13 protein-coding genes are annotated in these 12,285 nt (G+C 72.2%); 9 read left to right on the top strand and 4 right to left on the bottom strand.

Annotation, left to right across the window (positions count from 1 at the left end; genetic code table 11):
* Nucleotides 1-11: 11 nt before the first annotated feature.
* A complete protein-coding gene (locus tag IPK37_17645; protein QQS00611.1) occupies nt 12-815 on the bottom strand; it encodes an SURF1 family protein in 804 nt (267 codons plus the stop codon).
* A gap of 32 nt (nt 816-847) precedes the next feature.
* Here IPK37_17645 and moaA point away from each other — a divergent pair, with 32 nt between their 5' ends.
* Entirely contained in the window at nt 848-1,891 is a 1,044-nt protein-coding gene (gene moaA, locus IPK37_17640; GenBank protein QQS00610.1) for a GTP 3',8-cyclase MoaA, read from the top strand.
* Nucleotides 1,892-1,898: 7 nt separating this feature from the next.
* Here moaA and IPK37_17635 read toward each other — a convergent pair whose 3' ends face one another.
* Entirely contained in the window at nt 1,899-2,156 is a 258-nt protein-coding gene (locus IPK37_17635; protein ID QQS02984.1) for a DUF3099 domain-containing protein, read from the bottom strand.
* Nucleotides 2,157-2,398: 242 nt separating this feature from the next.
* Here IPK37_17635 and fabG point away from each other — a divergent pair, with 242 nt between their 5' ends.
* The 4 genes from fabG to IPK37_17615 all read left to right on the top strand — a co-directional run bounded on the left by fabG (nt 2,399) and on the right by IPK37_17615 (nt 5,945).
* Nucleotides 2,399-3,124: a 3-oxoacyl-ACP reductase FabG gene (fabG, locus tag IPK37_17630; protein ID QQS00609.1), complete on the top strand. Its 726-nt coding sequence runs from the start codon at nt 2,399-2,401 to the stop codon at nt 3,122-3,124.
* A gap of 36 nt (nt 3,125-3,160) precedes the next feature.
* Nucleotides 3,161-3,919, top strand: coding sequence for an enoyl-ACP reductase FabI (gene fabI / locus IPK37_17625; protein ID QQS00608.1), 759 nt, complete (start codon nt 3,161-3,163; stop codon nt 3,917-3,919).
* Between the two features lie 131 nt (nt 3,920-4,050).
* Nucleotides 4,051-4,737 carry an N-acetyltransferase gene (locus IPK37_17620; GenBank protein QQS00607.1) on the top strand — a complete coding sequence of 229 codons (687 nt, stop codon included), beginning with the start codon at nt 4,051-4,053 and terminating at the stop codon, nt 4,735-4,737.
* A 26-nt stretch (nt 4,738-4,763) separates the two neighbouring features.
* Nucleotides 4,764-5,945, top strand: coding sequence for a DUF1015 domain-containing protein (locus tag IPK37_17615; protein ID QQS00606.1), 1,182 nt, complete (start codon nt 4,764-4,766; stop codon nt 5,943-5,945).
* A gap of 81 nt (nt 5,946-6,026) precedes the next feature.
* Here the strand turns inward: IPK37_17615 and glgC are convergent, their stop codons facing one another.
* Nucleotides 6,027-7,286 carry a glucose-1-phosphate adenylyltransferase gene (gene glgC, locus IPK37_17610; protein QQS00605.1) on the bottom strand — a complete coding sequence of 420 codons (1,260 nt, stop codon included), beginning with the start codon at nt 7,284-7,286 and terminating at the stop codon, nt 6,027-6,029.
* Between the two features lie 142 nt (nt 7,287-7,428).
* On the opposite strand from glgC, the gene glgA reads away from it, so the two are divergent.
* Entirely contained in the window at nt 7,429-8,631 is a 1,203-nt protein-coding gene (gene glgA / locus IPK37_17605; GenBank protein ID QQS00604.1) for a glycogen synthase, read from the top strand.
* Nucleotides 8,632-8,650: 19 nt separating this feature from the next.
* On the opposite strand, the gene IPK37_17600 is transcribed toward glgA, so the two are convergent.
* Nucleotides 8,651-9,427 (bottom strand): hypothetical protein, encoded by a 777-nt coding sequence (locus tag IPK37_17600; GenBank protein QQS00603.1) that lies wholly within the window; start codon nt 9,425-9,427, stop codon nt 8,651-8,653.
* A 79-nt stretch (nt 9,428-9,506) separates the two neighbouring features.
* On the opposite strand from IPK37_17600, the gene IPK37_17595 reads away from it, so the two are divergent.
* From IPK37_17595 to IPK37_17585, 3 genes are all read left to right on the top strand, one after another.
* Nucleotides 9,507-10,382 carry an ABC transporter ATP-binding protein gene (locus IPK37_17595; GenBank protein QQS00602.1) on the top strand — a complete coding sequence of 292 codons (876 nt, stop codon included), beginning with the start codon at nt 9,507-9,509 and terminating at the stop codon, nt 10,380-10,382.
* A 65-nt stretch (nt 10,383-10,447) separates the two neighbouring features.
* Entirely contained in the window at nt 10,448-10,927 is a 480-nt protein-coding gene (locus IPK37_17590) for an NfeD family protein (protein QQS00601.1), read from the top strand.
* Nucleotides 10,928-10,961: 34 nt separating this feature from the next.
* A complete protein-coding gene (locus IPK37_17585; protein QQS00600.1) occupies nt 10,962-12,278 on the top strand; it encodes an SPFH/Band 7/PHB domain protein in 1,317 nt (438 codons plus the stop codon).
* The last annotated feature ends 7 nt before the right edge of the window (nt 12,279-12,285 follow it).

Here is a 12,285-nt window from a genome sequence, read left to right as displayed (position 1 = left end):
GCGCGGTCGGGCTACTCGTCCTCTTCGTCCCAGATCCGGGTGCGCTTGGGTTTGGGCACCGGGGCCGCGCGGGTGCCGGCGGCGATGGCCTGGTCGCGCAGCTCCCGGCGCAGGTAGACGGCGACGATGACGAAGCCGACGAGCGACCCGGTCCACCACTGGACCGCGTAGGCGAGGTGCGGTCCGGTGTCGGTGTCGGGCGGCAGCAGGGGCTTGGGTCGGGCGGGTTCGCGGCCGGTGCCGTCGTCCTCGGACTGCAGGACGAGGTACGCCGGGCGCAGGCGCTGTCCCATGGCCGCGGCGGCCTCGTCGAGGTTGATCGAGGCGAGCTGGCCCCTCGGCAGGTTGCGACCGAGGCTCTCCTCGCCCTGCCGCAGCCACCCGGTGACGGTGACCCGCCCGGCGGGGGCCGCCGGGACGGTGGGCAGGGTGTCGGCGGTCTCGGCGTTCTTGACCCAGCCCCGGTCGACGAGCAGCGCGGAGCCGTCGTCGAGGCGGAGCGGGACGAGCACCTCGTAGCCGTACGTGACCTTCTGCGGTCGGTTGCGCACCAGCTGCTGGGCGTCGGCCGCGTAGCTGCCGGTGACGGTGACCCGGGACCACAGCCGCTGGTCCGGCAGCGACGATCCGGCGGGGAGGACGGCGTCGAGCTGATGGGTGGGCGCGGCGTAGTTCGTGGCGACGGCTTCGGCGAAGGCGCTGCGGTCTTCGTGGCGCCCCCATTGCCAGCGACCCAGGTAGAGGCAGACGACGAAGAAGACGGTCGCCGCCGCGAACGCCGTCATCCAGCGCCTCGTAAACAGGGTCCGCCGCACGGCCTCGACGGTACTCGCCTTACGCTGGGCCAATGCCGGCAGACCCCAGCTCGACCGACCGCGGCGCGGCGGGCCGACGTACGCCGCTGCGCCTGGAGGACGCGTTCGGGCGGGTGGCGACGGACCTGCGTGTCTCCCTGACGGACCACTGCAACCTGCGGTGCACGTACTGCATGCCGGCGGAGGGCTTGCCGTGGATGGCCAAGCCGCAGATGCTCACCGACGACGAGGTGGTGCGCCTCGTGGGCATCTTCGTCCGGCTGGGCGTGACGAAGGTGCGCCTGACGGGTGGGGAGCCGCTGCTGCGGGCCGGTCTGCCCGATCTCGTCGGGCGCCTGGCCGCGCTGGAGCCACGGCCACACCTGGCGATGACCACGAACGGGCTCGGCCTCACCCAGCTGGCTCCGGCGTTGGCGGCTGCCGGGCTGGATCGCGTGAACGTCAGCCTGGACACGGTGGACCGCGAGACGTTCCGGACCTTGACGCGGCGCGACCGGCTGGACGATGTCGTCGCGGGGCTCGCCGCCGCGGACGCGGCCGGGCTGCGGCCGGTGAAGGTCAACGCGGTGGCGATGCGCGGCGTCAACGACGCCGGCGTCGTCGATCTGCTGGAGTGGTGCTTCGAGCGAGGTTACGAGCTGCGCTTCATCGAGCAGATGCCGCTGGATGCCCAGCACAGCTGGCAGCGTGCGGAGATGATCTCGGCCGCCGAGATTCGCGCGCGGATCGAGGAGCGGCATGCGCTGACGCCGCAGCCGGACGAGAGCCGGGGCAGCGCGCCGGCGGAGTTGTTCCTGGTCGACGGAGGCCCCGCGACGGTGGGGATCATCGCCTCGGTGACGGCACCGTTCTGCGGGGCCTGCGATCGCGTGCGGCTGACGGCGGACGGCATGGTGCGCAACTGCCTGTTCGCCCGCGGTGAGGTAGATCTTCGCGGGCCGCTGCGGGACGGTGCCGACGACGCGGAGCTGGTGCGGCTGATCAAGGGCGAGATGTGGCGGAAGGCCCGCGGGCACGGTATCGGCGCCCCGGACTTCACCCAGCCCGCGCGCCCGATGAGCGCCATCGGGGGCTAGCGGCCGCCTACCAGTGCTCGCCGGCGCCGGGGGAGCGGTGCTGGTCCTCCTCGGTCCCGATCTCGCGGCTGGGCGTCGCGGGCACCACGAAGTGGGACTGGCGGTTGCCGCTGTTGTTGGCGAGCACCACCGCGGGATAGGGCAGCACGATGGCCGCGATGGACAGCAGCAGGGTCAGCCAGACCCAGCCGGTCACGACGTACGCGACGGCCGCGATGATGAAGCAGGCGGTACGGATTCCCATCGAGATCAGGTACGTGCGCATCCGCGCGCTCTGGTCGTCGGCGATCGACGTCGGGACGCTGCTGATGGAGTGGACCGGCTTGGTGGGTTCCTTTTGGCGGCGGAACACAACCCCAGCGTAGTTCCTTCGTGCGTGCCCTCCGTGGGGGTCCCGTGCGTTCTTTCGTTACGTTCGCTGATGGGGCCGGTACGGCGCACCTCGGGCGCGCCCCGGCACGTGCAAACCCCAGCAAGCACCTCAGCGAAAGGTCACGGTTCACCCCTATGGCGATCGACCGCTCTGCCCCCCGTACGGCCCTGGTCACCGGCGGCAATCGAGGGATCGGCCTGGCGATCGCGCAGGCGCTCGCGGCGGACGGCGTCCGGGTGGTGGTCGGCTGTCGGTCCGGGGAGGCCCCCGACGGGCTGGCCGCGGTGCCGCTGGACGTGACGGACACGGCGTCGGTGGACGCCGGGTTCGACGCGGCGGAGCAGCTGCTCGGGGGACCGGTGGAGATCCTGGTGGCGAACGCCGGGATCACGCGCGACCAGCTCCTGCTGCGGTTGTCCGATGACGACATCGACGCGGTGCTGCAGGCCAACCTCGTCGGGTCGATCCGGTGCGCTCGCCGGGCGAGCCGCGGCATGATCCGGCTCAAGCGGGGGCGCATGATCTTTGTCGGCAGCGTGGTGGGGCTGAACGGCTCGCCCGGCCAGGTGAACTACGCCGCGACGAAGGCCGGACTGGTCGGGGTGGCGCGGTCCATCACGCGCGAGCTGGGCGGCCGAGCGATCACCGCGAACGTCGTGGCCCCGGGCTTCATCGACACCGACATGACGGCCGAGCTGGGTGACGACCTGCGCACGACGTACCGCGCGCAGATCCCCTCCGGGAGGTTCGGTGACCCCGCGGACGTGGCCGCCGCCTGCGTCTTTCTCGCCTCCGACGCCGCCGCCTATGTGACCGGCGCCGTGCTGCCGGTCGACGGCGGCCTGGGCATGGGCCACTGAGGCCCGCCCGCCCATCACCACATCGAAGGGACCTTCATGGCTTTGCTCGAGGGCAAGAAAATCCTCGTGACCGGTGTGCTCACCGAGTCCTCCATCGCGTTCCACGTGGCGCGCCTGGCGCAGGAGGAGGGCGCGACGGTCGTGCTCACCTCGTTCGGCCGCGCGGCGAAGATCACCTCCGCGATCGCGCGCCGGCTCCCGGAGCGCGCCCCGGTGGTGGAGCTCGACGCCTCCTCCCAGGAGGACTTCGACCGGCTCGCGGAGCGGCTGGCCGAGCACGTCGACGGCCTCGACGGCGCCCTGCACTCGATCGGGTTCGCCCCCCAGCCGGCATTCGACTTCGCGGGGGCGAGCTGGGAGGACGTCGCGCCGGCGCTGCAGATCTCGGCGTACTCGCTCAAGCCGCTCGTCGCCGCCTGCGCCCCCCTCATGAGCGGCGGCGGCGCGGTCGTGGGGCTGACGCTGGACGCGACCGTGGCGTGGCCGGGGTACGACTGGATGGGCGTGGCCAAGGCGGCCTTCGAGGCGACGAACCGCTACTGCGCGTGCACGTACGGCGCCGCCGGCATCCGCTGCAACCTCGTCGCCGCGGGCCCGATCAGCACCACCGCCGCCAAGTCGATCCCCGCGTTCGGGCGGTTCGCGGAGTGGGGCCAGCACGCCCCGCTGGGCTGGAACCAGGCCGACCCGACCCCGGCGGCGAAGGCCTGCGTGGCGTTGCTGTCGGACTGGTTCCCGGCGACGACGGGGGAGATCGTCCACGTCGACGGCGGCTTCCACTGCTCGGGGGACTGACGGTTCGGGCGGGAAATCGCGCGGATTCCCTATCGGGAGTCGGTGTTTCGCCGATGTGAGCGGTGCCGGACAAGATGCATACGGCGCTGTCCGGCGCTAAACGTTGACGCAGAAGTGCCCGAGGAGATCCGATGACCGCCGCGGCGACCGAGCCCTGGACGACGGCCCGCCACCCGCTGGCGCGCCTGTTGCGTTCGGTCGCGGCCGGTCAGTTCCCGCACCAGGACGGCGCGTGGACCCGGGTCTCCCCCTGGATCCCGACGCTGCAGGCGATCGTGGGGTTCACCGGGCATTCGATCCTCGCGGTGTCGTACGACGTGTCCGACGAGACGCTTATCGACCTCGGCGCCACCGGCTTCGACGGGCCGTTCTCGGCGCGCGTGGTGACGGCGCTTGCTGGCGCAACCGGGTGGATCGGGCCGCAGCAGGTGCTGCTGTCGGCGCTCGGGACCGGCTCGGGAAACAGCGGGGCCCTGGTCGCGCGCGCCGACCTGTCCCGACACCCCTTCGTGGAGAACGCGAAGCGGATCCGGCAGGACATCCAGGTGCTGGGGACGGCCGACGCCGACCCGGACATCGTCGTGCTCGGGCGCGGCGTGGCGGGGATCCGGGAGATCAGCGTCCAGGTCAACCACCAGACGCCCGGCCGTGGCGAATCGCTGTTCGCGGCCGCCCTGGCGACCGTCCCGGAGTACGAGGTCGTCCTCGCGACGATCCCGGTCTACGACGGGCACGGCCTGGGCAGCGCGATCGCCGGCGGGTTCCGCCCCATCGGTGGTGTCCAGTTGTTCAGCAACCGGCCGGAACACAAGCTCTGATCGCTGCGGCGCCTATCGTGGGCCTCATGCCCACCTTCCAACCGTTCCGCGCCCTTCGGTATGCCCCGGGGACCTCCCTGGACAGTGTTCTCGCCCCGCCGTACGACGTGTTGTCCCCGGCCGACGTCGCCGCCCTCGCCGGCCGCGACCCGCGCAACATCGTGCACGTGGACCTGCCGGCGGGCGACGACGACCGGTACGAGCGGGCCGCCGACCAGCTGCGATCCTGGATCGTGGAGGGCACGCTCGTCCGCGACGAGCGCCCGTCGTTCACGATCTACCGGATGCGGTTCACCGACGAGGCCGGCCGGCAGCGCAGCATCGACGGGGTCTTCGGGGCCCTGGAGGTCAACGACCCGGAGACGGGCGGCGCCCTGCCGCACGAGCGGACCACGCCCAAGGCCAAGACCGACCGGCTCGACCTGACGCGGGCCACCCGGACGAACATGTCGCCGGTGTGGGGGCTCGCGCTGGCCCGCGGCCTGACCGACGCCATCCGGGAGCCCGGCGAGCCGGTCGGCTCGCTGGTCGTCGACGGGGTCGAGCACATCGTCGAGCGCGTCGACGACCCCGCCCGGATCGCCGCCATCTCGGCGGCGGTCAGCGGCGACGACGTCCTGATCGCCGACGGCCACCACCGGTACGCCATCGCCCGCGTCTACCGCGAGGAGCGGCACGCTGCCGACGGCGAGGGGCCGAACCCCGCCGACGCGACCCTCGCGTTCGTCAACGAGCTCGTCGCCGATCAGCTGAGCATCGACGCCATTCACCGGCTCTACCAGGGGGTCAGCGCGGAGGAGCTGGAGCGCGCCCTCGCGGCCAGCTTCGTCGTGTCGCCGGCTCCCGCGGCCGCGCCGGCGCTGCTGCCGGAGATGGTACGTCGTGGCGCGCTGGTCCTCGTCCGCCCCGATGGCTCGAGCAGTTGGCTCGAGCCGAAGCCGGAGGCGTTCGCCGAGGTGCGCGCCCTCGATGGGGCCTACCTGGAGCACGCGCTCACCGACTGCCCGGCCGAGGTGACCTATCAGCACGGGGTCGCCGAGGTGCTGGAGGTGCTGCGCGAAGGCGGCGCCACCGCGGCCGTCCTCATCCGGCCGACGAGCATGGCCGAGATCGAGCGCACCGCCCGGGAGGGGCTCCTGATGCCGCCCAAGTCGACCTTCTTCACCCCGAAGCTGCGGACCGGCCTGGTCCTGCGCGAGCTGGGCTGAGGCCCCGCAGACGCGCTGGGGCGCCTTCTCCGGTGGAGAAGGCGCCCCAGCGCTGCGGCCCCGAGGAGCCCAGCCTCAGCCTCAGTCGTTGGAGATCCGCTTCCCCTTGGGGACGACCACCACGCCGTTGTCGCTGATGTAGAGGCCGCGCCGCCGGTCGGCGTCGTGGTTGACCCCGACCTCCACGCCGTCGTCGATGACGACGCCCTTGTCCAGGATCGCGCGGTGCACCAGCGCCTTGCGCCCGACCTGGACGCGGTCGAGCAGCACCGAGTCGGTGACCTGCGCGTAGCTGTGGATGAAGCAGCGCGGCGACAGGACGGACCCCTCGACGTGCGCCCCGGAGACGACCGTGCCGGCGGAGACCATCGAGTTCACCGCGGTGCCGAGCCGGCCCGTCTCGTTGTGCACGAACTTCGCCGGCGGCTGGGCGTGCTCGCCCATCGTGAACAGCGGCCAGTCCTCGTTGTAGAGGTTGAAGACCGGGTGGATCGAGATGAGATCCATGTGGGCGTCGTAGTAGGCGTCGATGGTGCCGACGTCGCGCCAGTAGGCCCGGTCCCGCTCGGTCGCGCCGGGGATCTCGTTGCCGTTGAAGTCGTAGACGTAGCCCTCGTCGCGATTGACGAAGTAGGGCACGATGTCGCCGCCCATGTCGTGGGCGCTGTTCTCGTCGTCGGCGTCCTGCGTGACGACGTCGCGCAGGACGTCGGCGTCGAACACGTAGTTGCCCATGGACGCGAGGACCTCGTTGGGCGAGTCGGGCAGCCCCTTGGCGTCCTTGGGCTTCTCGCGCCAGCGGCCGATCTTGCGCATGTCGGTGTCGTTGACCTCGATGACCCCGAACTGGTCGGCGAGCTCGATGGGCTGACGAATGGCGGCCACCGTGATGCCGGCGTTGGTCTCGACGTGCTGGCGCACCATCTGGCTGAAGTCCATGCGGTAGACGTGGTCCGCGCCGACCACGACGACGATGTCGGGGCGCTCGTCGTCGATGGTGTTCAGGCTCTGGTAGATCGCGTCGGCGCTGCCCATGTACCACTGCTTGCCGCGCCGCTGCTGCGCCGGGATGGGCGCCACATAATTGCCGAGCATCGTCGACATGCGCCAGGTGCGCGTGACGTGCCGGTCGAGGCTGTGGGACTTGTACTGCGTGAGCACGACCACCTTGAGGTAGCCGGAGTTCACGATGTTGCTCAGGGCGAAGTCGATGAGCCGGTAGATGCCACCGAAGGGCACGGCTGGCTTGGCGCGGTCTTCGGTGAGCGGCATGAGCCGCTTACCTTCGCCGCCCGCGAGAACGATGGCCAGGACCTTGGACGATCGAGGGGAGCGCGACATACCCCGCAACGTACTCGGGTCAGGGGTGCTCCTGGCAACAACGGCGGCGCGGATTAGGCCCGTTCACCTGATATTCCTCCGCTCGGCCGGCGGGGTGGTCGCCCGCCGCCCGCAGCGGCCCGGGGAGCACTAGATTCGGCTCGTGCGAGTCGACATCCTCAGCAAGGAATATCCCCCCAACGTCTACGGTGGCGCGGGCGTCCACGTCGCCGAACTGGTCAAGGCCCTGCGGGCGCGCGGCGACGTCGACGCGCAGGTCCGCGCCTTCGGCAACGCGCAGAGCGAGCCGGGCACCACCGGCTATCCCGATCTCGCCGAGTTGGCCTCGGCCAACGCCGCGCTGCAGACGCTGGGGGTGGACCTGGCCATCGCCGCGGACTGCGCGGGCACGGACCTGGTCCACTCGCACACCTGGTATGCGAACATGGCCGGCCACATCGGCTCGCTGCTGCACGGCGTACCGCACGTCATCTCGGCGCACAGCCTCGAGCCGCTGCGGCCCTGGAAGGCGGAGCAGCTCGGCGGCGGCTACCGGGTGAGCAGCTGGGTGGAGAAGACGGCGTACGAGGCCGCCGCCGCGGTCATCGCCGTGAGCCACGGAATGCGCGAGGACATCCTGCGCTGCTACCCCTCCATCGACCCGGCCACGGTCCGCGTGGTGCACAACGGGATCGATGCCGAGATGTGGTCCCCCGACCACAGCGACGCGGCCAAGGACGTCTGCCGCCAGCACGGGGTCGACCCGGACGCCCGCTCGATCATCTTCGTGGGCCGGCAGACCCGGCAGAAGGGCCTGCCGCACATGCTGCGGGCCGCGCGCGAGCTTCCTCCGGACGTGCAGCTGATCCTGTGCGCCGGGGCGCCGGACACCAAGGAGATCGGCGAGGAGATCCAGGGCCTCATCAGCGAGCTGCAGCAGCTGCGCAAGGGCGTCGTCTACATCCCGCAGATGCTGCCGCGGGCGCAGGTCATCGCGCTGGAGAGCCACGCGACGGCGTTTATCTGCCCCTCGATCTACGAACCGCTCGGCATCGTCAACCTCGAGGCCATGGCGTGTGAGGTGGCCGTCGTGGCGACCCGCACGGGCGGGATCCCCGAGGTCGTCGTCGACGGCGAGACCGGTTGGCTGATCGACATCGAGCAGGTGCAGGACGGCACCGGCACCCCGCTGGACGAGAAGAAGTGGGAGGCCGACCTCGCGGCGGTCATGAACGAGGCGGTCAGCGACCCGGAGCGGGCCAAGGCGTACGGCGTCGCCGGCCGCAAGCGGGCCGTCGAGCAGTTCAGCTGGACCTCGATCGGCGACAAGACCATGGAGGTCTACCAGTCGGTCCTCGGCGGCTGACCCGCGTCCCGGCCCGCGGCTAGTCGCGGTCCGCGCCCCGCCAGCCGGCGAGGTGCAGGGCCGCGACGCTGGCGGCCGCCGCCAGCGCGTGGTCGGCCTCGCGGGAGAGCCGCAGGAGTTCGTCGCGGCGCCGGTTGGTCGCGTCCAGGCTGTGGGCGTCGCGGGAGTGGGCCAGGCCGATGTCGGCGATGGTCGCGAGCGTCGCCGCCTGGGTGATGACGCGGCGCGCCCGGTCGGTGAGCCAGGGGGGCAGCCCCCATCGGCCCCCGCCCAGGCGCGCGTCGGCCAGGGCGCGCAGCCCGTCCGAGGCCCAGCTGCGGGCGTCGACGGCCTCCATGGTGGCGATGGCCTGGCGGGTCGTCTGGGCCAGCTCGCGTTCGCAGGCGCGCAGGTCGAGGGCGTCGACGTCGTGCACGGGGACGGGCTCCCCGGCGTACGCGGCCCACCGCACCGCGCCGACGCGGTCCTGCGGGCCCGCACCCTCGGGTCCCAGTTCGCTGACCGTCGGCACGAGGACATCGCCCAGGCCCGGCACGTACACGCACTCCCCGGCCTCGACGGCGGCGGCCAACACCTCGCCGCCGCGGGGGAGCAGGCCGGGCGCCCCGGGGTGGGGCAGGGCCACGAGGACGGCGCGTTCGCCGAGGTCGTGCCAGGTCTGGAGCCGTTCGGTGTTGCCGGTGACCAGCTCGAGCTCACCGGCGGCGGCGCTGAGCGCGTCGGTGAGGGACACCCGCCCGGCGTACGCGGCCGTCACCCACAGCGCGAGGCGCACGCTCACGGGCAGCTCGGACACTTCGCCATCGTAGGGTGCTGCGCCGCACACGGCCTGACGTGCCCTAGGGTCGAGTTATGAGCAGCCGCGAGGATCAGCCATGAGCGACGTGCTGGAGTTCGCCGGGGTCAGCGTGGTGCGCGGCGGGGCGACCCTGCTCGACGAGATCGACTGGGCCATCGAGGAGGGGGAGCGCTGGGTCGTCCTCGGGCCGAACGGCGCGGGCAAGACGACGCTGCTGCAGATCGCGGCGGCGCGGATGCACCCGACGCGCGGGGTCGCGTCGGTGCTCTCCGAGATCCTGGGCGCGGTGGACGTGTTCGAGTTGCGGCCGCGGATCGGGCTGGCGAGTAGCGCGCTGGCCGAGCGGGTGCCCGAGCGCGAGTTGGTGCGCGACGTGGTGCTGACGGCGTCGTACGGCGTGGTCGGTCGGTGGCGCGAGCAGTACGAGCGGCTGGACGTCTCGCGGGCTCGCCGGCTCCTGGGCACGCTCGGCGCGGAGCATCTGTCGGAGCGCACCTACGGGACGTTGTCCGAGGGCGAGCGCAAGCGGGTCCTGATCGCGCGCGCCCTGATGACGGATCCGGAGCTGATGCTGCTGGACGAGCCGGCGGCCGGCCTGGACCTGGGCGGCCGGGAGGATCTGGTCCACCGGCTGGGAGAGATCGCCTCGGACATCGAGGCCCCCGCGTTGGTGCTGGTCACGCACCACGTGGAGGAGATCCCGCCGGGGTTCACCGACGTGCTGCTCCTGCGCGGCGGGCGCGTCGTGGCTGCCGGCCCCATCGGGATGACCCTGACGCAGGCGAACCTGGAGGCGACGTTCGGGCTGCCGCTGCATCTGGAGCGCTACGAGGACCGCTGGGCGGCCCGCGCCCGGACGCCGGAGCCCGGGGAGACCGGGCCGTGGCTGCGGTCCGATCCCGAACCGGCAGGTCCGGGGCAGGACGCGGGGGAACTCCCGGTGCGTCCCTGACGTCCTTACCGTGACGGCTCGGGGGCGTCCGCCCCGAGCACCCGTGCGAGAGAAGGGAGCTGCGGATGGACTGGCTCGAAGCCAATTCGTGGGCCGCCTGGCTCGCGCTGGCCCTGGCGCTGGGGGCCGTGGAGGCGGCGACCGTCGATTTCGTCTTCATCATGCTCGCCGGGGGCGCCGCCGCCGGCGGTGTCGCCGCGGCGGTGGGCGCGCCCTTCGCCGCCCAGGTCGTCACCGCGGTCGCGGTCGCGGCCCTGCTGTTGGGCCTGGTGCGCCCGGAGATCAAGAAGCGCATGTTGGCCGGCTCGGCGCAGGTGGCGCTGGGTACGGCGGCGTACGTGGGCCGTCACGCGGAGGTGACCAGCGAGGTCACCGCCGACCGCGGGCGCGTGCGGATCGGCGGGGAGGAGTGGTCGGCCCGGCTGGCGTCCGACGCTCTGCCGGTCGCCATTGGTGGTCGGGTCCGCGTCGTGTCCATCGACGGGGCCACCGCGGTCGTCGCGCCCGCCGCGCGACCGGAGGACACCGTCGGTCCGACCGGCTGAGCCGGGCCGCTTACCTCGGGGAAAGGGAGTCGACATGAATCCGGTGCTCATCCTGCTGCTTCTGCTGGTCGTTTTCGGCGTGGTGGCCATCAGCCGGGCGGTGCGGATCGTCCCGCAGCAGACAGCCCTCATCATCGAGCGGCTGGGCAGCTATCACTCGTCGCTGCACGGCGGCATCCACCTGCTCGTCCCCTTCGTGGACCGGGTCCGGGCCAACATCGACCTGCGCGAGCAGGTCGTCAGCTTCCCGCCGCAGCCGGTGATCACCTCCGACAACCTCGTGGTGAACATCGACACGGTCATCTACTACTCGGTGACTGACCCGAAGTCCGCGGTCTACGAGATCGCCAACTTCATCCAGGGCATCGAGCAGCTCACGGTCACCACGCTGCGCAACGTGATCGGCTCGATGGACCTGGAGCAGACGCTGACCAGCCGCGACCAGATCAACGGGCAGCTGCGCGGCGTCCTCGACGAGGCCACCGGCCGGTGGGGGATCCGGGTCGCGCGGGTTGAGCTCAAGGCCATCGACCCGCCGCACAGCGTGCAGGACTCGATGGAGAAGCAGATGCGCGCCGAGCGCGACCGCCGCGCGGCCATCCTCACCGCGGAGGGCGTCAAGCAGTCCGCGATCCTCACCGCGGAGGGCGACAAGCAGAGCCAGATCCTGCGGGCCGAGGGTTCGGCCCAGGCGCGGATCCTGGAGGCCCAGGGCCAGGCCCGCGCCATCACCCAGGTCTTCGAGGCGATCCACCGCGGCAAGCCGGACCAGAAGCTGCTCGCCTACCAGTACCTCCAGGTGCTTCCGCAGCTCGCGCGCGGCGACGCCAACAAGATGTGGATCATCCCGAGCGAGCTCACCGACGCCCTGCGGGGGGTCAGCGCGGCGCTCGGGGGGCAGCAGCCGGTGCCTGCGGACGACGAGTCTCCCTGGGTGCCGACCCAGGCGCAGGACGACGCGTTCGCGAACACGATGCTGCAGAGCCCCGAGGAGGCGCTCGCGGAGGCGCGCAGCGAGGCGGCCCGTACGTCGTCCGAGGCGCAGGACACCAGCGCCCACGTCACCGGGCACGTCCCGCCGCGTCCGGCGCCGGCCCGCCCGGAGCCGCCCACGCCGCCGCACGGCGACGCCCCGCGGCCACCGGCGGCTCCCGGTGGCGCCCCGGGTCAGGTGCCTACTCCGGCGCCGGGTCAGCCCCAGCCCCACCCCCAGTCGCCGGGGCAGCCGCAGCACGGCGTACAACCGTCGCCGCGGATCGAGCAGGAGCTGCCGCCGCGCCCGCCGTACCCGCCGCAGCAGGGCGACCCCGGCGCGTGGGGACGCCCGCCGCAGGCCCCCGGCCAGGGCTGATCGAGGC

The sequence above is a fragment of the Austwickia sp. genome (assembly GCA_016699675.1).
In the GTDB taxonomy this organism is placed as follows: domain Bacteria; phylum Actinomycetota; class Actinomycetes; order Actinomycetales; family Dermatophilaceae; genus Austwickia.
The sequence above is the reverse complement of the archived record's forward strand: the minus strand, read 5'-3'. Positions and strand labels throughout refer to the sequence as shown.

Excerpts from the sequence above, each read along its gene's own strand:
- moaA (QQS00610.1), top strand. The coding sequence starts at position 848 with ATGCCGGCAGACCCCAGCTCGACCGACCGCGGCGCGGCGGGCCGACGT.
- IPK37_17595 (QQS00602.1), top strand. The coding sequence starts at position 9,507 with ATGAGCGACGTGCTGGAGTTCGCCGGGGTCAGCGTGGTGCGCGGCGGG.
- IPK37_17590 (QQS00601.1), top strand. The coding sequence starts at position 10,448 with ATGGACTGGCTCGAAGCCAATTCGTGGGCCGCCTGGCTCGCGCTGGCC.
- IPK37_17615 (QQS00606.1), top strand. The coding sequence starts at position 4,764 with ATGCCCACCTTCCAACCGTTCCGCGCCCTTCGGTATGCCCCGGGGACC.
- fabG (QQS00609.1), top strand. The coding sequence starts at position 2,399 with ATGGCGATCGACCGCTCTGCCCCCCGTACGGCCCTGGTCACCGGCGGC.
- glgC (QQS00605.1), bottom strand. The coding sequence starts at position 7,286 with ATGTCGCGCTCCCCTCGATCGTCCAAGGTCCTGGCCATCGTTCTCGCG.
- IPK37_17585 (QQS00600.1), top strand. The coding sequence starts at position 10,962 with ATGAATCCGGTGCTCATCCTGCTGCTTCTGCTGGTCGTTTTCGGCGTG.
- IPK37_17620 (QQS00607.1), top strand. The coding sequence starts at position 4,051 with ATGACCGCCGCGGCGACCGAGCCCTGGACGACGGCCCGCCACCCGCTG.
- fabI (QQS00608.1), top strand. The coding sequence starts at position 3,161 with ATGGCTTTGCTCGAGGGCAAGAAAATCCTCGTGACCGGTGTGCTCACC.
- IPK37_17635 (QQS02984.1), bottom strand. The coding sequence starts at position 2,156 with ATGCGCACGTACCTGATCTCGATGGGAATCCGTACCGCCTGCTTCATC.